The sequence below is a fragment of the Tardiphaga sp. vice154 genome, from assembly GCF_007018645.1.
Lineage (GTDB): Bacteria > Pseudomonadota > Alphaproteobacteria > Rhizobiales > Xanthobacteraceae > Tardiphaga.
This window is the reverse complement of the sequence record NZ_CP041399.1, coordinates 4,739,901-4,759,064: the sequence shown is the minus strand read 5'-3', so window position 1 is coordinate 4,759,064 and position 19,164 is coordinate 4,739,901. Positions and strand designations below refer to the sequence as shown.

The following is a 19,164-nucleotide window of genomic DNA, read 5'->3' as shown; positions in this document are numbered from 1 at the left end:
TCCGCCGACGCTCCGCCGGATTCGAGGCAAGATTCATCGATTTCAGCCGCTTGGCGGCCTTGCCAAAGCGCTGCGTTGCACCTAGTTTCCCGCCTGTTCGCGACCCCTGTTTCGGGGCCGTCAGGATGCAGTTGTAGCTCAGTTGGTTAGAGCGCCTGTTTGTGGAGCAGGAGGTCGCTGGTTCGAGACCAGCCAACTGTACCATGCGCTCGCCCGCACGCGTGGCCGAGGCTGCCTTGATAAACGCTCACAATCTCCCCACGCATGGTTGCCCCCACGCATGTCCGCCCCGGGCAAGCATGTGCTGCCGTCAGGTCAGTTGTCCACTGATGCTGCCTCCGTCACGTGGGAACCAGCATGTCAAAGCTTCGTTGCCTTTTTAAATCGGCAGGAGGCCAGCATGAACAACGTGACCATCAGCGACAGTGGCATTGCAGTGATGTGCGATATCGCGCGGGCGTCAGGCCTTGATCTTAATGATGACAAGCAACAGGTGCTTGATCAACTGATTGCCGATGGACTGGTCGAACAGTCGAGCGCTGCGAAAACGACCGAAGCCACCAAATTTGCCGTGACGCCGAAAGGCCAGCAGCTACTCGACGAACGCGGTGTCGGCGTCAACGAGTCCTGAAACGCGAATTGTTGAGTTGGACCCGCACCTCGTTGGCGGCAAGGAGAGTTCGTGAGCATCGAAGTCAACGCCGATCATAAGGCCGAGATCGATCGGCATTTTACGTGGCTTGAGCAGCGGTTGCCGGCCGGACCTGCAAGATATGTCAATTGGCTACGGCGGCCGTCGTCGAAACTGGTACGGATTCCGCTTTCGCTGCTGCTCATGGTCGGTGGTGTCTTCAGCATTTTGCCGGTACTCGGCCTGTGGATGCTTCCGCTGGGCATGCTCCTGATCGCGCAAGACGTGCCCGTTCTGGAAAAACCCGTCGCACGATCGTTGGGATGGGCTGAGCGCAAATGGACGGAACGTCAGCGCAAGAAGCAGCTCGAAAAAGAACGCGTCAGGAACATCGACCGCGTGACGAAATAACAATGCGCTGAATATGTCGCAACGCGTACCACGATCCGCTGTTTGGACAGTGCTGCGGTGCAGCTTGTGACTCAAAAACCCGCTTACTCATAAATCGCTCTCATACCCTTGAACGGCTTGCAAATTCTGCTTTCACGAATCAGTGGCTTGATTCATTTTCGTGTTCTGGGGTCAATCTGGAGGCGGATCATATGAACGTAATTGTTTTTGCGTCGCGTAAAGGTGGCTCAGGCAAGAGCACACTGGCGGCGCATCTTGCTGCTCAAATTCAAAAGTCGTCCAAGAAATGTCTGTTGATCGATGCCGATCCGCAGGCGTCGCTGACGCTGTGGCACAAGCTGCGCGGCACCAATGAACCGATGATCAAGACGGCGACCCGTTCGGTTGCCGAGCTGATCAATGCAGCAAAGAAGGAGGGCGTGGAGTGGGTGTTCATCGATACGCCGCCGACCAACGCGGCCGTGGTCGATGACGCGATCAAGCATGCGACCATGGTCATCATCCCGGCTCGTCCTGGCGTGTTCGACGTCGATGCGGTGCAGGACACGATCCAGAGCTGCCGCACCTCGCGCAAGCCCTATGCGGTCGTGATCAACGGGGCCCCGGCGCGTCGCGATGAGGTCGAGAGCCGCATCGTCACCGTCGCACGCGAGGCGCTGAGCAAGTTCAAGGCCCCGGTGTGGTCGGGCCAGATCACCAACCGCGCGGATCTGCTGCTGGCTTTGGCCGAAGGCGAAGGCGCCCGCGAATATGCCGCCGATGGCCGCGCCGCCGGCGAGATCGCCAAGCTCTGGGCCGCCATCGAACGCTCGATCAAGGCTATCCGCGGCACCATGTCGGCCACCGGCACGATGCACAAGCAGGCCGCGTAACATCCACCAAGCCGCTGACAAAGACGCGCGTACACCGGTACGCGCGTCTTTGTCATGTGCGCTTCAGCGATGTCATGTGCGCTTCAGCGATGTCATGTGCGCTTCAGCGATGTCATGTGCGCTTCAGCGGTCGGCGCGGCTGACCACGTCCATCAGTTCAGCAATCTTGCGCCGCTGGTCGGCCTTGTTGCCGGATGAGATCGCGTGCTCGACGCAGTGCGCGACATGGTCACGCAGGATCTCCTCCTCTACCCGCCGCAATGCCGCGCGCGCCGCCGCAATCTGTGTCACGACGTCGATGCAATAGCGGTCGGTTTCGACCATGCCGGCGATGCCCCGCACCTGGCCTTCGATTCGTTTGAGGCGTTTCAAACATGATGTCTTGATCTCGCTGCTCATGGGCCTAATATACCCCCTCAGGGTATCCGCTTCAAGCGACGAGGGTCCAATGGCAGAGATTGTTCACAAGCATGGCGCGTGCTGTTGCGCGCCGAACGAGACGCCAGCCGCCGTCGATATGCGCGAGACCGATCCGGTGTGCGGCATGAAGGTCGAACGCGCCACGGCCAAGCATCGCTTCAGCTACAAGGATGTGGAGTACCTGTTCTGCGGCGGCCGCTGCCGCGAGCGCTTTGCCGCCGATCCGGAATCCTTTTTGAAACCGAAACAGCCGGCGCCTGCGGCGCCCGCCGGCACGATCTACATCTGTCCGATGGATCCGGAGGTCCGGCAGGTCGGCCCGGGTACCTGTCCGATCTGCGGGATGGCGCTGGAGCCCGAACAGGTCTCCCTCGAGGATGCGCCGGATCCCGAACTGGTCGATATGAGCCGGCGTTTCAAGATCGCGCTGGCGCTCACGCTGCCGGTGTTCGTGCTGGAGATGGGCGCGCATCTCGGCCTGATGACCCTGGTCGCGCCGGCCACTTCGAACTGGATTTCCTTCGTGCTGGCGACGCCGGTGGTGCTGTGGGCCGGCGCCCCGTTCTTCGTGCGCGGCTGGCGCTCCGTGGTCACGCGCCACCTCAACATGTTCACGCTGATCGCGATGGGCACCGGCGTAGCCTGGATCTACAGCGTGATTGCTACGCTGGCGCCGCAGCTTTTCCCGCCGGCGTTCCGCGATCATCATGGCGCGGTCGCGGTGTATTTCGAAGCGGCTGCGGTCATCATCGTGCTGGTGCTGCTCGGCCAGGTGCTGGAATTGCGCGCCCGCAACCAGACCTCGGGCGCGATCCGGGCGTTGCTCGGCCTTGCGCCGAAGACCGCGCGACGGATCGGCGCCGATGGCGACGAAGACGTATCGCTCGACCTCATCGCGGTCGGCGACCTCTTGCGCGTCCGCCCCGGCGAGAAAATCCCGGTCGACGGCCTCGTTACCGAAGGCCGTTCCGCGGTCGATGAATCGATGGTGACCGGCGAGTCGATGCCGGTGACCAAGGCCGAAGGCGCGCGCGTCATCGGCGGCACGGTGAACCAGAGCGGGGGGCTCGTATTGCGCGCCGACAAGGTCGGCCGCGATACCATGCTGTCACGTATCGTCGAGATGGTCGCCAAGGCGCAGCGCTCGCGCGCACCTATCCAGCGCCTTGCCGACAAGGTCGCTGGCTGGTTTGTGCCGTTGGTGATCGCGGCTGCGGTGCTGGCGTTTGCGGCCTGGGCGATGTTCGGGCCGGAGCCGCGCCTGACCTATGCGCTGGTTGCCGCCGTCACGGTGCTGATCATTGCCTGCCCATGCGCGCTCGGGCTGGCGACGCCGATGTCGATCATGGTCGGCATCGGCCGCGGCGCTCAGGCCGGCATTCTGGTGCGCGATGCCCAGGCGCTTGAGCGGCTGGAAACCATCGATACCGTGGTGATCGACAAGACCGGCACGCTTACCGAGGGCCGGCCGAAAGTCGTTGCCATCACCGCCGCCGAAGGCGTTGCGGAAGACGAGGTGTTGCGATGGGCCGCTTCCATCGAACGGGCCAGCGAACATCCGCTGGCGCAGGCGATCGTCCAGGCCGCGCATGAACGCGGCATGGCGCCAGGCGAGGTCCGTGATTTTGCCGCGCCTTCCGGCAAGGGCGTATCGGGCCGCATCGACGGCAAACAGGTGGCGCTCGGCAATGCGATGCTGATGGCGGAGCTGAACGTGGATACGTCGGACCTGAACGGCATCGCCGAAGCCGCGCGCGCCAACGGCGCCACCGCGATCTATATCGCCGTCGATGGCCGCGCAGCGGGCGTGATCGCGATTGCCGATCCGGTCAAGCCGTCGGCCCAGGCCGCCCTGCAAGAGCTGCGCAAGGATGGTCTGCGGATCGTGATGCTTACCGGCGACAACCGCACCACCGCGCTGGCGGTGGCGAAGACGCTGGGGATAGACGAGGTCGAGGCCGGCGTGTTGCCGGACCGCAAGAGCGAGGTGGTGGAGCGACTGCGCGCTTCGGGCCGCCGCGTCGCGATGGTCGGCGACGGCGTCAACGACGCACCGGCGCTGGCGGCCGCCGATGTCGGCATCGCGATGGGCACCGGCACCGACGTCGCGATCGAGAGCGCGGGCATCACTTTGCTCACCGGCGACCTGATGGGTCTAGTCCGTGCGCGGAAATTGTCGAAAGCCACGATGAGCAACATCCGGCAGAATCTCACCTTCGCCTTCGTCTACAACGCCGCCGGCGTGCCGATCGCGGCCGGTGTGCTGTATCCGGTGTTCGGGCTGCTGCTGTCGCCGATGGTCGGCGCCGCGGCGATGGCGCTGTCGTCGGTCAGCGTGATCGGCAACGCGCTGCGGCTGGCGAAGGTCAAATTGTAGCCCGGATGGCGCGAAGCGAAATCCGCGATCGGCTGAACGATCGCACTGTTCCCGGATTGCGCTACGCTCCATCCGGGCTACGACCACTACGCCAAAAAAAAGCCGGGCTCACACGAGCCCGGCCGAGATATTGGCCTCGAGAGGCCGACACAATCACCTTCCAAGAGGGATGACCAAGGCTCCGCACCACTGGAGGAGGGGGATAAACGCGGCGCGACGCCTCAGCTTGCACCAAATATGATCCCCGTTCTGCGCGCCCGGCAACGCCCCGCTCGGCATGTCAGTCATGCAGCAGGCGGTTACCGCGGTGGAATATCAGCCCGGCCAGCGTTGCGCCTTGCTGACGATGAAATCGCGGAACACCTGGACGCGGGCGACCGATTTCAATTCCTCGGGATAGACGAAATAGGTGTCGAGCTGGATCGAATCGGATTCGCCGAACAGTTGCACCAGCCGGTTGTTCTCCTCGACCAGATAGTCCGGCAACGCGGCGATGCCGAGCCCCTGCTGGCAGGCGCGCACCAGGCCCAGGATGTTGTTGACCTTGAAGTAGGATTCGCGCGGGCCGGAGCCGTTGCGACCGGCCTCGACCAGCCAGTTGCGGTTCTGCAGATGCGGGGCCACGCCGCCGTCGCTCAGCGTGATGATGCGGTGGCCGTCGAGTTCGTCCAGCGTCCGCGGCGTGCCGAAATGCTTGACGTATTCCGGCGCGCAATAGGCGTGAAAACCCATCGCGAACAGCTTGCGCTGGATCAGGTCTGGCTGGGTCGGCTTGCGGGTGCGGATGGCCACGTCGGCCTCGCGCATCGACAGATCGAGCTCCTCGTCGGTGACGATCAGCGAGATGCGGATTTCCGGATACAGCGCGGTGAATTCGCCGAGCCGGGGGATCAGCCAGTTGATGCCGACGCCGGGGGTGGTGGTGACCTTGAGGTCGCCGCTCGGCCGCTCGCGGCTGTCGGTCAGTTTGGCGCGCGCCGCCTGCAGCTGCATGAACACGTCATGCGCGGTGCGGAACAAAAGGTCGCCCTGTTCGGTGAGGATCAGGCCGCGGGCATGTCGGTGAAACAGCGAGACAGACAATTCCTGTTCGAGCGCGCTGACCTGGCGCGACACCGCGGATTGCGACAGGCCGAGTTGCTCGCCGGCATGCGTGAAGCTTCCCGCCTCCGCTGCCGCGTGAAACACCTTCAGCTTGTCCCAGTCCATGTCGTTAAATCCATCACGAGAGCGTCCCATGTCTACTCCGCCGCTGCGCGGTCGTGGGCGTGGGCCGCCAGATAACGTTCGGCTTCGAGCGCTGCCATGCAGCCCATGCCGGCGGCGGTGACCGCCTGGCGCCAGGTTTCATCCGCCACGTCGCCGGCGGCGAACACGCCGGGCACCGACGTTGCGGTGGAGTTCGGTGCTACCTCGATATAGCCGGACGGCCGCAGCTTGATCTGATCCTTGACCAGCTCGGTTGCGGGCGCATGCCCGATGGCGATGAACACGCCGTCGGCCGGCACGTCCTGCGTTGTGCCGGTCTTGACGTTCTTCAGCCGGACATGGGTGACCTTGGCCGGGCCTTCGGTGCCGCAGATCTCATCGATCGCCGAGTCCCAGATGACCTCGATCTTGGGATGCTTGAACAGCCGTTCCTGCAGGATGCGTTCGGCGCGGAAATGGTCGCGGCGGTGCACGACCGTCACCTTGGACGCGAAATTGGTCAGGAACAGCGCTTCCTCGACCGCCGTGTTGCCGCCGCCGACCACCACGACCTGCTTGCCGCGATAGAAGAAGCCGTCACAGGTGGCGCAGGCGGAGACGCCGCCGCCGGCAAATTTCTCTTCCGAAGGCAGGCCGAGCCAGCGCGCCTGCGCGCCGGTGGCGAGAATCACGGTTTCGGCGAGATAGACATCGCCCGAATCGCAAGCGATACGGAACGGGCGCTGCCTTGTGTCGAGCTCAGTGACGAGATCGGTGACAAGCTTCGTCCCGACATGCGCCGCCTGCTTTTCCATCTGCTCCATCAGCCACGGGCCCTGGATCACGTCGGCAAAGCCCGGATAATTCTCCACGTCCGTGGTGATGGTGAGCTGGCCGCCGGGTTGCATGCCCTGGATCAGGACGGGCTCCAGCATCGCACGGGCGGCATAGATCGCCGCCGTGTAGCCGGCGGGGCCGGAACCGATGATGACGACTTTCGCGTGGATGGGGGCGGCCATGGTCTATCCCTTTCTGAAGGGAGGGCTGGGGACGACGTGCTTGCGCCAGGGCGGCAGCGTCGAAAGTGTCAGATCGAAGTCCGTCAAACTCTAGGATATCTGTGGAGCTATGCAAGAATTGCAATCCGCATCGGCATTTTTTCCCCAGATCGCGCTTAATTTTTGCGTCGCACGCGCAATAAAATTGCGTCAGCTAACGCTCCTGCGTTAAGAGAGTCGGCCACTGCTCATAAGGATCTGCCGCGCGTGCCGAAAAGCCTAGACGAGATCGACCTCAAGATCCTCACCGAGATCCAGGCCGACGGCCGCATCACCAATGTCGAACTGGCCAAGCGGGTCGGCATCTCGCCGCCGCCCTGCCTGCGCCGGGTGCGGACGCTGGAAGAGGCCGGTTACATCCAGGGTTACCGCGGCCTGCTCGATCCACGGCTGCTCGGCTTCGACGTCACGGTGTTTGCGTCGGTGCATCTGTCGAGCCAGGCCGATGCCGATCTCAAGGCATTCGAGGATTTTGTCCGCCAGGAGCCTTTGGTGCGGGAATGCTGGATGCTATCGGGCGAGATCGACTTCATTTTGAAGTGCGTGGCGCCGGACATGGCCACCTTCCAGGAATTCGTCGGCCAGCTCACCGCCGCGCCGCATGTACGTAACGTCCGCACCTCGCTGGTGCTGCACAATTCCAAATACGCCGCAGCCGTGCCGTTGGAGTTGAAAGTCGCGGACTGACTCTTTCCCTTATCCAAGCAGCGAAGCTATGCAGAGGAGAGAGTAGCGCGTTGGTCAGCCAAGCGAACCACCGGGACGGGTTGGGTCAACACGTGCAGTCGCGCTTGCCGCACCACCCACACCCGGCCGGCCACCCTTGTAACTTGCCGAATGCCGTTTCTGCTAAGCTTGGCGGAGCGGTGGCAGGCGAAAGACCGCATCACCTGAGGGACACCAAGCCCGTTGGGGAGCGTGGGTCTTCGCCTGCCGTTCCATCGAACCCGAACAGTCGCTTGGGCCGCTTTGCGAGCCCGCTTGCGCAAGGATGGGATCAGATGGACGCGATTTACGTTGGCATCGATGTTTCGAAGGACCGGCTGGACGTAGCGGTACGCCCAACGGGCCAGAGTTTTGCGGTCGCCCGAGATGGCGCGGGGATCGACGAACTGATCGGACGACTGAAGGCGATCTCGCCACGGCTGGTAGCCATCGAGGCGACCGGCGGCTTCGAGACGGTTGTCGCAGCGGGCCTCGGCGGAGCAAGCCTGCCGGTGGTGATCGTCAATCCGGCGCAGGTGCGCTTCTTTGCCAACGCGGTTGGCAAGCGCGCCAAGACCGATCCGATCGATGCCATGGTGATCGCGCATTTTGCCGAGGCGACCAAACCGCAGCTGCGTCAGCTGCCCGACGAGATGACGCGCCTGCTTGCCGATCTGGTCGCGCGCCGGCGCCAGATCGTCGAGATGATCGCGGCGGAAAGCCAGCGTGCCCGTCGCGTCAGTAATCCGCGGTTGAAGAAGAGCATCGCCCGGCTGCGCAAGGCGCTGGAGAAAGAGCTGGCTGAACTGGACGACGATATCCGCGATCACGTCCAGGGCACGCCGGCCTGGGCCGAGAAGGAAGATCTGCTGGCCTCGGTCCCGGGCATCGGGCCGACGATTGCCCGCAGCCTAATCGCCGAATTGCCGGAACTGGGCACGCTTGATCGCCGTCAGATCGCCGCGCTTGCGGGTCTGGCGCCATGGACCCGGCAATCCGGCCAATGGCGCGGCAAGAGCTTCATCGGCGGCGGCAGAGCCAGCGTGCGCGGCGTGCTGTTCATGGGCGCCATGGTCGCCGCTCGCTTCAATCCGACGCTCAAACTGTTTCGAGACAAACTCGTTGCCGCCGGCAAGCCCAAGCTGGTGGCGATCATTGCGGTCGCCCGCAAGCTACTCACCATCCTCAACGCCATCCTCCGGGACAAAACGCCATGGCAGCCCAAAAACGCTTGACCCGAAAGACAGTCGCTCCCCACGCGAAGCGCGGGGGAGGGAAAACCAGGCATGCAATTGTAGTTATTACGCCTTGTTGCGCAGCATCGCGTCCGCGCTGATCGGACCACCGCCCGCCGTCGCCAGATACAAACAGGCGAAGCAGAACAGGATCGCGGCGGTGCCGCCGTTCAGCAGCGGCAGGAACACCGGATCGGCGCCCTTGAACATGTGGCCGATGAAATAGGCAAAGGCCATTTCGCCGGCCAGAATGAAGGCGACGATGCGGGTGAACAGGCCGATCAGCAGCAGCGCACCAAGAATCAGTTCGAGCGTTCCGGCGGCACCGATCAGCGAGAACAATTCAACCTTGGCGAAATACGGCACGGCCGGGAATTTGAAGATCTTGGCGATGCCATACTGCAGTAGCAGCAGGCCGGTGATGAAGCGAAACAGGCTGAGCGCCGTCGGCTGGTATCTCGAAAGAGTCTGGTCCATGTCATTTGTCCCCCATGTGATGACAAATCGCTCTTAGCATTATTGCAGCGCGAGATGCCCTTCACTCTCATGTGAGGAACACGTTATCGCCGCAATTATTCCTGCCGGCCGGAGCCCAGTTCAACCGTGCGCGCAGCAAAAAGCCGCGCACCAGGCGCGGCCTTTGCATTTCGGTCAGCGTGCGATCTTAGCGCCACTCGACCTTGGTGATCTCGTAAGCCTTGGCGCCGCCGGGGGCGACGACTTCGACGGTGGCGCCCTTGGCCTTGCCGATCAGCGCGCGCGCCATCGGCGAGGTGATCGAGATGCGGCCCTTCTTGGCATCGGCTTCCGGCTCGCCGACGATCTGCCAGACGGCCTTCTTCTCGGTGTCCTCGTCGACCAAAGTCACGGTGGCGCCGAACATGATGGTGTCGCCGGACAGCTTCGAGATGTCGATGATTTCGGCGCGCCCGATCTTGTCCTCGAGCTCGTTGATGCGGCCTTCGTTGTGCGACTGCTCTTCCTTGGCGGCGTGGTATTCGGCGTTTTCCGAAAGGTCACCATGCGATCGCGCCTCGGCAATCTGTTCGATGATCCGCGGACGGTTCACCGACTGACGCTCCTTCAACTCGACTTCCAGCGCGGCATAGCCGCCTGCGGTCATCGGGACCTTTTCAACCATCGCTTTTCGTCCTTTAACGTCATGCCGGCGCCATCGCGGCGCGCACGAAACCATTCAATCTGCGAGATGTCGGCGACTGCGCTTGCAGCCAAGGACTGCAAACAGGCCCGGCAAGTGCCGAAACAGAACAATATCACGACCGGTGAGTTCCGGTCGTGTCAGGTTTATTGCCGATCGCGGCCCCGGCGTGCCGCCCGGCCTTAATCAGGTTTCGGAAAAGTAACTCTGCAAGGTGCGGACCTCAAGGTCTCCGCCCAGATAGGCGCGGATGCCTTGGGCTGCCGCCACAGCGCCCGAAAGAGTGGTGTAATACGGAACTTTATGCAAGAGGGCAGCGCGCCGCAGCGACCGGCTGTCGGCCAAAGCCTGCGGCCCGTCGGTGGTGTTGAAGACCAGCTGGATCTCGCCATTGGTAATGGCGTCGACGATATGCGGCCGGCCTTCCAGCACCTTGTTGATCTTGACGGCGGGTACGCCATTGTCGGCCAGGAAGCGCTGCGTGCCCGAGGTGGCGAGCACCTTGAAGCCATTGTCCGACAGCAGCTTCACGGTCGGCAGGATCCGCGTCTTGTCGCTTTCGCGTACCGAGACGAACACGGTGCCCTTACGCGGCACGCGGGTGCCACCGCCGAGCTGGCTCTTCGCAAATGCCACCGCGAAGGTCTGGTCGATACCCATCACCTCGCCGGTGGAGCGCATCTCCGGGCCGAGCACGGTATCGACGCCGGGGAAGCGGGCAAACGGGAAGACCGATTCCTTGACGCCAACATGGCCGAGCGTGCGCTTCTTCAGATTGAACGAAGCGAGCTTCTCGCCGGCCATGATGCGGGCGGCAATCTTGGCGACCGGGATGCCCATCACCTTGGCGACGAACGGCACGGTGCGCGACGCGCGCGGATTGACTTCGAGCACGTAGATGTCGCCGTCCTTGATGGCGAACTGCACGTTCATCAGGCCGACGACGTCGAGACCGAGCGCCATGTCGCGGGTCTGCTGCTCGAGCCGTTCGATCATTTCAGGATCGAGCGAATGCGGCGGCAGCGAACAGGCGGAGTCGCCGGAGTGGATGCCGGCTTCCTCGATGTGCTCCATGATGCCGACGACGAACGTGTCCTTGCCATCGCACAGGCAGTCGACGTCGATCTCGATGGCGTCCGACAGATAGCGGTCGAACAACAGCGGGTTCTTGCCGAGCACGGTGTTGATCTGGCCGGTCTTGTCGTTCGGGTAGCGCGACTTGACGTCGGCGGGCACCAGCTCGGGCAGGGTGCCGAGCAGGTAATCGCCGAGCTGGCTCTCCTCGCGGATGATCTGCATGGCGCGGCCGCCGAGCACGTAAGACGGACGCACCACCAGCGGCAGGCCGAGGTCAGCGGCAACCAGGCGTGCCTGCTCGACCGAATAGGCGATGCCGTTCTTCGGCTGCTTCAGCTTCAACTTGTCGAGGATGCGCTTGAAGCGGTCGCGGTCTTCGGCCAGATCGATGGCGTCGGGCGAGGTGCCGAGGATCGGCACGCCGGCGTCTTCCAGTGCATGCGCCAGCTTCAGCGGGGTCTGGCCGCCGAACTGCACGATGACGCCGTGCAAGGTGCCGTTCTGCTTTTCGGTATCGATGATCTCGAGGACATCCTCGGCCGTCAGCGGCTCGAAGTACAATCGGTCCGCCGTGTCGTAGTCGGTCGACACGGTTTCCGGGTTGCAGTTGATCATGATCGTCTCATAGCCGGCGTCATGCAGCGCGAAGCAGGCGTGACAGCAGCAATAATCGAACTCGATGCCCTGGCCGATCCGGTTCGGACCGCCGCCGAGGATGATCACCTTCTTCTTGTCGGTCGGCGCGCTTTCGTCGGAGAAGCCGCCGGCGAACGAGGATTCGTAGGTCGAATACATATAGGGCGTCGGCGAGGCGAATTCGGCCGCGCAGGTGTCGATGCGCTTGAACACCGGGCGGACGTCGAGTGAACGCCGCAGCGTCTTCACTTCTTCCTCGGTCTTGTTCGCCAGCACCGAGAGCCGGGCGTCGGAGAAGCCCATCGCCTTCAGCGTCCGCATGCCGAACGCATGGCCGGGCAGGCCGTTTTCCTTGACCTTGGCTTCCATCTCGACGATGCCGCGCATCTCCGAGAGAAACCACGGATCGATCTTGCAGGAGGTGAAGATCTCGTCGTCGCTCCAGCCGAGCCGCATCGCCTGCGCTACCTGCAGCAGGCGGTCCGGCGTCGGCGTGCCCAAGGCGGCGCGGACGGCGTTCTTGTCGTCACCGCGGCCGAGATCCTCGATCTCGATCTCGTCGAGGCCGGTGAGGCCGGTCTCCAGGCCGCGCAGCGCCTTCTGCAGGCTTTCCTGGAAGGTACGGCCGATCGCCATGACCTCGCCGACCGATTTCATCGAGGTGGTCAGCGTGCGGCTGGCGCCGGGGAATTTCTCGAAGTTGAAGCGCGGAATCTTGACGACGACGTAGTCGATGGTCGGCTCGAACGACGCCGGCGTGGCGCCGCCGGTGATGTCGTTGGCGATCTCGTCGAGCGTGTAGCCGACGGCGAGTTGCGCCGCGACCTTGGCGATCGGGAAGCCGGTGGCCTTGGAGGCCAGCGCCGAGGAGCGCGACACCCGCGGATTCATCTCGATCACCACCATGCGGCCGTCGGCCGGATTGACGCCAAACTGCACGTTGGAGCCGCCGGTCTCGACGCCGATCTCGCGCAGCACCGCCAATGAGGCGTCGCGCATGATCTGGTATTCTTTGTCGGTCAGGGTCAGGGCAGGCGCAACGGTTATGGAATCGCCGGTGTGCACGCCCATCGGATCGATGTTCTCGATCGAGCAGACGATGATGCAATTGTCGTTCTTGTCGCGCACCACCTCCATCTCGAACTCTTTCCAGCCGAGCACGGATTCCTCGATCAGCACTTCGGAGGTCGGCGAGGCGTCGATGCCGCGCTCGACGATCTCGATAAATTCGGCCTTGGTGTAGGCGATGCCGCCGCCGGTGCCGCCCATCGTGAAGGACGGGCGGATCAGGGCCGGGAAGTCGATCACGTCGAGCGCGCGCAGCGCGTCCGGCAGGTTCTTAACCTGCACCGAGCGCGGCGTTTCCAGGCCGATCTTGGTCATCGCCTCGCGAAAGCGCTGGCGGTCCTCGGCCTTGTCGATGGCATCCGCGGTGGCGCCGATCATCTCGACGTCGAATTTCTCCAGCGTGCCCTGCTTGCGGAGGCTAAGGGCGCAGTTCAGCGCGGTCTGGCCGCCCATGGTCGGCAGCAGCGCGAAGCCCTTGGAGCGGTCGCCGCGCTCCTTTTCGATGATCTTGGCGACGATTTCCGGGGTAATCGGCTCGATATAGGTCGCGTCCGCCAGATCCGGGTCGGTCATGATGGTGGCCGGATTCGAATTGACGAGGACGATCCGGTAGCCCTCTTCCTTCAGCGTCTTGACCGCCTGGGTGCCCGAATAGTCGAATTCGCACGCCTGGCCGATCACGATGGGACCGGCGCCGATGATCAGGATGGTGGATATGTCAGTGCGTTTGGGCATTGCATCTCGCGATTGGTCGAAACTGGGCACAAAAAAAGGGCGCGCGTCGCGCGTCCCTTGAGCCGGGCGCGGGTCGATCCTCGCGCGCGGCTGTCTTTAGACCAGTATAGCCGTGCAAGGAAGGCTTTTAAAGCCGCCTTCGACCGGGAATGCACCGCTTTAGGGCTCCGCCTGAGCCGGCTCGCCGAGCCGAAGCTGCGGAGCAGCGAAGGATGGAGGCCCAGCCTGGATTTGAACCAGGATAAGGAGCCTTGCAGGGCTCCCGCGTAACCTTCCGCCACCGGGCCACGCTTATTGATACCGCTTATTGGGTGCGCCAGCCAGCGTTACCCGTCGTTAGACTTAATCCGGCGGCTCGGGCCCGCTTACGAAGCGGGGTGCGCCACGAAGGTCATCCGCCAGCGGTTGTGGCCGATATTGTTCGGCGCCCGTACGGCCGAAAAACCGGCGGCGGCGAGCTTGGCCAGCATGTCGGCTTCGCTGTAATGCTGCAGACCGATTCGGGTTCGCAACTGCCGGTAATCCGACAGGGCGGTGCGAACCAGCCCCCAGACGGCATCCGTCAGAAATCCGTGCTTCCAGGCCAGTTGCAACAAGGCGGCGATATCGCGACCCATGCCGGCATCCGGCTGCAGGATGTCGCCGACCACCAGCCTTCCGCCGGGCTTGAGCAGCCGTTTGATGACGGCAAAGCCGTCGTCGAGCTCGGCGGGGGTCATGTATTGCGCGACCGAATTCATGACGGCGAGGTCGACCGACTGCTCTTCCAACTGCCGCAATTCGTCGAGCGAGTGCACCCGGATCTTCGGCATGTCAGCGAATCGGGCGATCAGCCGGCTGCGCACGCCGGGTGCCGGCTCGGCCAGGATCAGCCGGCCGCACGCCGCCGCCACCTTGGCGGCCGATAGGGCCTCGCCGCAGGCAAAATCCAGCACCACGGCATCGGGTGTGGTGACATACCCCACGATCTCGCGTGCAATGATGTCGAAATGCACGTCGCGGTGCAGCCGGCTCGCGTAGATCGTATGGGCGGAGTCGTAATAATCGATCCAGTCGTCCATCGCTTGGCCTGGCCTATCTTTGTTCCGTCACGGGAACCGGTATAAAATTGAAGCGTTAAGGGATCGGAGCGTTTTCAGGTGCGTTGGAATCGCCTTCACCCGCAAAACTCTCGTTCAATATTGAAGCGATTTCGACACCACCAACGGTCTGCCTTGATGTTCGTCGAAGCCCGTCTGTTCGATATCGCCCTACAGGAAGGTTGTACACCGTGTCCCCAGCCAAGAATGCCAAAGTTGCCGCCGATCTCGATACCCCCTCGGATCTGCCCCAGGAAGCTACCGACAAGATTTCGAAGGCGCTGAACGGGTTGCTCGCCGATGCCTTCGCGCTTTACCTGAAGACCAAGAATTTCCATTGGCACATCAGCGGCCGGCACTTTCGTGACTACCACCTGATGCTCGACGAGCAGGCCGCGCAGATTTTCGCGACCACCGATGAATTGGCCGAGCGCGTCCGCAAGGTCGGCGGCACCACGATCCGTTCGATCGGTGGCATCGCCAAGCTTCAGACCATCAAGGACAACGACGAAGCCTACGTCCCGCCACGCGAGATGCTGCGCGAGTTGATGAACGATAACAAGGCGATGGCCGCAGCGATGCGCAAGGCGCACAAGATCGTCGACGATGTCGACGACGCGGCCTCGGCTGGCTTGCTGGAAAACTTCATCGACGAGACCGAACGCCGGACCTGGTTCCTGTTCGAAGCCTCCCGCCAGGAAGGCGGCAACGAGGACTGAGGTCGTAGCCCGGATGGAGCGAAGCGAAATCCGGGGCCAGCTTCATCGTCTCACGCAGCGACTTCCCGGATTGCGTCACCCGCCTTAAATGGCGGGTGACTTCATCCGGGCTACCGACAGCGACCTACACCGGCGGCATCGACGGCAAGGCGCTGACGATGCGCAACGACAGGCCTTCATAGCCGGCGAGGTGAATGGTCAGTTCGCCGTTCTCCGACAGATCGCCTTCCAGCGTCTCCTTGACCATATCGACCACCGGCCCTGGCGCCACATTGGCGAGGGTGAACGTTTCGTCGATCGGGGTCGGGCCGAAATTGAGCACCGTGAGCTGGGTGCCGCGGCCGCCCGGCAAATCGTGCACCATCACCAGAAGGGCGGGATGCTGCACCTTGGGCAGCGCCAACTGGTGGGCACGGTGAATGCCATAGGCCTGGCGCACCGCCAGCAGCCGTTGCAAGTGGCTGGCGAATGATTCCGGGTGCTTGAGCTGCTCGTCGACCGGGCCGTACAGCGTTCGGGCCTTTGGCAGGCCGGCGCTGGACAGCGTCGCGTCCGGATTGAGGCTGACGAGATCATAGGCCCCGCGCTCGATCCATCTTGTGTCGCCATCGGCCACCAGTTCGCTGACGTCGGACATCGGCAGCGGCAACGCGCCGACCAGATCCCAGCCGGAAATCGCGAATACGCCGGGCTGGAACGCATTGTACATCACCAGCAGCAGATGCACCTTCTGGATCGCCGCGCGGTCATCATCCGTCAGTCCGTCGAGGTCCTGGAAACCGAGCGCCGCCGCGATCACGCTGGCCGTGGTGCAGGCCACGCCGTTGGTGACGAAACGCTGATTGTACGGCGCGTTGGCGCCGGTGAGCTTTTCATACATGACGTCGCGAATGTGCTCGCGCAGCACCTCGCCGGGCCAGGTCTGGCCGCCGAATGTGTAGGTGTCCTTGGCGTGGCGGGTCCAGAAGTGCACCAGTTCGAGCGTCAGTTCGTCGTGGTTCTGCATCGCATGGATCAGCGACGCCGGATCGATTTTTGCGTCGTGCATGGTGTGCAGCATCAAGCGCAAAAATTCGGTGTCGCCTGTCAACAGCGCGTGGTGATAGGCCGGCCGGGTGATGAAATCATAGGACAGGTCGGCGCCGCCATGCGACATCGCGGCGATGTCGTCGACCGTGAGGTTGAGCTCCTGAAAGCTGAAGCCGCCGGCCTTGCGGACCATGCCGGCGATGATCTGGTTGCCGACGATCGACAGCGGATGTCCTTCCGACCAGGCCGGGCCGTTGGCGCGTTTTTCCACGCCGAGAAAGCCGTTGGCGTCGAGCCGAAGCCCACGCGCGCCGAGCACGTCGAGGGAATGCAGCGCGTCGCCGACGATCATCTGCTGCGCGGCGAAGGACGGGTCGAGCCAGTTCAGCGCCGGCTGGCCTTCCTTGAAGTAGTGCAGATAGACCCAGCGGCGGGCGACGCCATCGACGCCGACCACGACGTCGGTGGCGCTCCAGTCGGTTTCCTTCACGCCGGGTTCGAAGAAAATCACGCGGCTGAGCTGGCCGACGATGTAATTCTTGTCGCGCAGCGCATCCACCGTCTTGGGATCGAGGTTGACCGCGTGACGGCCTTCCAGCACGTCGGGCAGCAGCGGCCAGTCTTCCTCGCGGATCGCGACCATGTGATACAGGCCGGGATAATCTTCATAGGCCAATTCGGCGAGGCGGAAATCCGCGCCCTTGCCGGTGTGCGACGGGATTACGTCGTCGATCACGATCGAGTTGTGCGCGGCCGCGACGCGGCACATCGTCATGAACTCGTCCTGCGTGCCGTAGATCGGATCGATGTCGAAGCTGATGCGGTCGAAATTGCCATCCACGGTCGGCGTGTGCTTGCGGTCGCGGATGCCACCGGACACCTTCATCGGCCCCATATGCACGCCCTGGACGCCCAGCGTGGACAGGGCTCGCCAGAACGAATCGCTGCCGAGCGTCGCCAGCACCGAGGTGCCCTCAGCCGTGACGATCGAAGCGGGATAGGCGGTGAACCAGACCGAGGCCAGCGCGGAGGCGGCGCGCGGGCGCGTCTCGGCATAGGGATGCATCCACATCCGCGACTGGCCGGAATAATGATGCGCCAGTCCCCTCGCACAACGCAGCATCGACTGGCCGAGCAGCCACTCGACATATTCGGGCTGGGGTCTTTCGGTTCTAGGGCTCATGCAGTCTCCGGGGTGTGGAATGGGCGGCAATACTCACGCTGCACGAATCGTAGAACGATTCGCTGAAATGACTTGGGCTCTGATCGTGATGAAATCAGGTCGGCTTCCAGAGGCGAACGAGCGAGCAATCGTCGCCGAACGCAGGATAAGCCAGTACCAAACGTGAATGGCCGGGACGAGCCCGGCCATGACGTCACAATAGTTTGGTTTGGGACGAAGGCGCTACGACGCCTTCTTCTCGCGCATCAACTGGGCAAACCGCTTGAACAGATAGTGCGAATCGCGCGGGCCGGGGGAGGCTTCGGGGTGATACTGCACCGAGAACACCGGCTTGCCTTCGAGCTGGATGCCGCAGTTGGAACCGTCAAACAGCGAGATGTGGGTCTGCGTCGCGCCCGCGGGCAGCGTCGCCTCATCCACCGCGAAGCCATGGTTCATCGAGGTGATCTCGACCTTGCCGGTGGTCTCGTCCTTGACCGGATGATTGGCGCCGTGATGGCCCTGATGCATCTTCTTGGTCTTGGCGCCGACTGCCAGGCCGAGCATCTGGTGGCCAAGGCAGATGCCGAAGGTCGGCAGGCCGGATTCGATCACTTCGCGGATCACGGGCACGGCATATTTGCCGGTCTCGGCCGGGTCGCCCGGGCCGTTCGACAGGAACACCCCGTCCGGCTTCAACGCCATGATGTCTTCGGCCGAGGTGGTGGCGGGCACCACGGTGATGCGGCAGCCTTCGCCGGCCAGCAGGCGCAGGATGTTGCGCTTGATGCCGTAATCGATGGCGACGACATGGAATTCCGGTGCGGTCTGGGTGCCGTAGCCTTTTTCCCATTCCCACGGCGTCTCGTCCCAGGTGAAGCGCTGGCTTGAGGTCACCATCGGAACCAGGTCCATGCCTTCGAGGCCGGGCCATTCGCGGGCTTCCTGCTTGAGGCCGGGCAGATCGAACTGGCTGTCGCGGGCGTGCACCAGCACGGCGTTCGGCATGCCCTTGCTGCGGATCAGTGCGGTCAAAGCGCGGGTATCGATGCCTGAAATACCGACAATTCCGCGCGCCTTAAGCCAGGCGTCGAGGTGCCGCGAGGAGCGGTAGTTCGACGGGTCGGTGATCGCCGAGCGCAGGATCAGGCCGCGCGCGCCGGGCGTCGCCGCCATGTTGATGGTTTCGAAATCTTCATCGTTGGTGCCGACATTGCCGATATGCGGGAACGTGAAGGTGATAAGCTGTCCGGCATAAGAGGGATCGGTAAGGATCTCCTCATAGCCGGTCATCGCCGTGTTGAAGCAGACTTCGCCGACGGCCTGGCCTTCCGCGCCGAGGCCGAAGCCCTCCAGCACGGTGCCGTCCGCAAGCACGAGGAGCGCGGTCGGTTTGTGGTCCGGCCAGGCTGAGGATGTTTCAGAGGGGGTCATGAGGTCACTACATAGTCCGCGGGGCGGCCAAGGTCAAAGCCGGAAAGCGCGGATTCACACCTGCGGCGAGACGGTATGGCGGCCAATTGGCGCGCCAGCCCCGCTCGCACGCCGGGCAGGACTGGCGACGCGGCACGTGCCGGGCCAGGAGCCCGAGGGAACCGGCGAC

The 19,164-nt window shown here is 63.3% G+C and carries 16 protein-coding genes and 2 tRNA genes; 8 read left to right on the top strand and 10 right to left on the bottom strand.

Translation table 11 applies throughout. The features are described from left to right. Positions 1-127: 127 nt before the first annotated feature. The 4 genes from FIU28_RS22375 (at position 128) to FIU28_RS22360 (ending at position 1,914) form a co-directional block, all read left to right on the top strand. Positions 128-204 (top strand) — tRNA-His (locus tag FIU28_RS22375). A 196-nt stretch (positions 205-400) separates the two neighbouring features. Continuing rightward, complete coding sequence (locus FIU28_RS22370; RefSeq protein WP_143575307.1) at positions 401-631, top strand: hypothetical protein; 231 nt, start codon at positions 401-403, stop codon at positions 629-631. A gap of 51 nt (positions 632-682) precedes the next feature. Then, entirely contained in the window at positions 683-1,042 is a 360-nt protein-coding gene (locus tag FIU28_RS22365; RefSeq protein WP_246660772.1) for a hypothetical protein, read from the top strand. A gap of 191 nt (positions 1,043-1,233) precedes the next feature. Beyond that, positions 1,234-1,914 carry a ParA family protein gene (locus FIU28_RS22360; protein WP_143575306.1) on the top strand — a complete coding sequence of 227 codons (681 nt, stop codon included), beginning with the start codon at positions 1,234-1,236 and terminating at the stop codon, positions 1,912-1,914. A gap of 123 nt (positions 1,915-2,037) precedes the next feature. Here FIU28_RS22360 and FIU28_RS22355 read toward each other — a convergent pair whose 3' ends face one another. After that, entirely contained in the window at positions 2,038-2,313 is a 276-nt protein-coding gene (locus tag FIU28_RS22355) for a metal-sensitive transcriptional regulator (protein WP_143575305.1), read from the bottom strand. A 49-nt stretch (positions 2,314-2,362) separates the two neighbouring features. Here FIU28_RS22355 and FIU28_RS22350 point away from each other — a divergent pair, with 49 nt between their 5' ends. Continuing rightward, on the top strand, positions 2,363-4,711 hold the full coding sequence (locus tag FIU28_RS22350; protein ID WP_246660771.1) for a heavy metal translocating P-type ATPase: 2,349 nt from the start codon (positions 2,363-2,365) through the stop codon (positions 4,709-4,711). 315 nt (positions 4,712-5,026) lie between these two features. Here FIU28_RS22350 and FIU28_RS22345 read toward each other — a convergent pair whose 3' ends face one another. Next, positions 5,027-5,950, bottom strand: a complete 924-nt coding sequence (locus tag FIU28_RS22345) for a LysR family transcriptional regulator (protein WP_168203015.1) — start codon at positions 5,948-5,950, stop codon at positions 5,027-5,029. A 2-nt stretch (positions 5,951-5,952) separates the two neighbouring features. Then, on the bottom strand, positions 5,953-6,918 hold the full coding sequence (gene trxB, locus FIU28_RS22340) for a thioredoxin-disulfide reductase (RefSeq protein ID WP_143575303.1): 966 nt from the start codon (positions 6,916-6,918) through the stop codon (positions 5,953-5,955). A 246-nt stretch (positions 6,919-7,164) separates the two neighbouring features. Between trxB and FIU28_RS22335 the strand changes: the two genes are divergently transcribed. Then, positions 7,165-7,644 carry an Lrp/AsnC family transcriptional regulator gene (locus FIU28_RS22335; RefSeq protein WP_143575302.1) on the top strand — a complete coding sequence of 160 codons (480 nt, stop codon included), beginning with the start codon at positions 7,165-7,167 and terminating at the stop codon, positions 7,642-7,644. 314 nt (positions 7,645-7,958) lie between these two features. Beyond that, the gene (locus FIU28_RS22330) at positions 7,959-8,897 is read left to right on the top strand and encodes an IS110 family transposase (protein ID WP_143572486.1); all 939 of its coding nucleotides are present in this window, start codon (positions 7,959-7,961) and stop codon (positions 8,895-8,897) included. Positions 8,898-8,963: 66 nt separating this feature from the next. Here FIU28_RS22330 and FIU28_RS22325 read toward each other — a convergent pair whose 3' ends face one another. From FIU28_RS22325 to FIU28_RS22305, 5 genes are all read right to left on the bottom strand, one after another. Then, a complete protein-coding gene (locus FIU28_RS22325) occupies positions 8,964-9,374 on the bottom strand; it encodes a DoxX family protein (RefSeq protein ID WP_143575301.1) in 411 nt (136 codons plus the stop codon). Between the two features lie 187 nt (positions 9,375-9,561). Beyond that, a complete protein-coding gene (greA, locus tag FIU28_RS22320; protein WP_143575300.1) occupies positions 9,562-10,038 on the bottom strand; it encodes a transcription elongation factor GreA in 477 nt (158 codons plus the stop codon). A gap of 204 nt (positions 10,039-10,242) precedes the next feature. Then, entirely contained in the window at positions 10,243-13,572 is a 3,330-nt protein-coding gene (gene carB / locus FIU28_RS22315; RefSeq protein WP_143575299.1) for a carbamoyl-phosphate synthase large subunit, read from the bottom strand. Positions 13,573-13,785: 213 nt separating this feature from the next. Beyond that, positions 13,786-13,859, bottom strand: a tRNA-Cys gene (locus FIU28_RS22310). Positions 13,860-13,937: 78 nt separating this feature from the next. Continuing rightward, positions 13,938-14,633 carry a class I SAM-dependent methyltransferase gene (locus tag FIU28_RS22305; RefSeq protein WP_143575298.1) on the bottom strand — a complete coding sequence of 232 codons (696 nt, stop codon included), beginning with the start codon at positions 14,631-14,633 and terminating at the stop codon, positions 13,938-13,940. A gap of 209 nt (positions 14,634-14,842) precedes the next feature. Between FIU28_RS22305 and FIU28_RS22300 the strand changes: the two genes are divergently transcribed. Further along, positions 14,843-15,370, top strand: coding sequence for a Dps family protein (locus FIU28_RS22300; RefSeq protein WP_143575297.1), 528 nt, complete (start codon positions 14,843-14,845; stop codon positions 15,368-15,370). Positions 15,371-15,494: 124 nt separating this feature from the next. Here the strand turns inward: FIU28_RS22300 and treS are convergent, their stop codons facing one another. Continuing rightward, a complete protein-coding gene (gene treS, locus FIU28_RS22295) occupies positions 15,495-17,582 on the bottom strand; it encodes a maltose alpha-D-glucosyltransferase (RefSeq protein WP_143575296.1) in 2,088 nt (695 codons plus the stop codon). A 222-nt stretch (positions 17,583-17,804) separates the two neighbouring features. Continuing rightward, positions 17,805-18,995 carry a glutamine-hydrolyzing carbamoyl-phosphate synthase small subunit gene (gene carA / locus FIU28_RS22290; protein ID WP_143575295.1) on the bottom strand — a complete coding sequence of 397 codons (1,191 nt, stop codon included), beginning with the start codon at positions 18,993-18,995 and terminating at the stop codon, positions 17,805-17,807. Positions 18,996-19,164 lie beyond the last annotated feature (169 nt).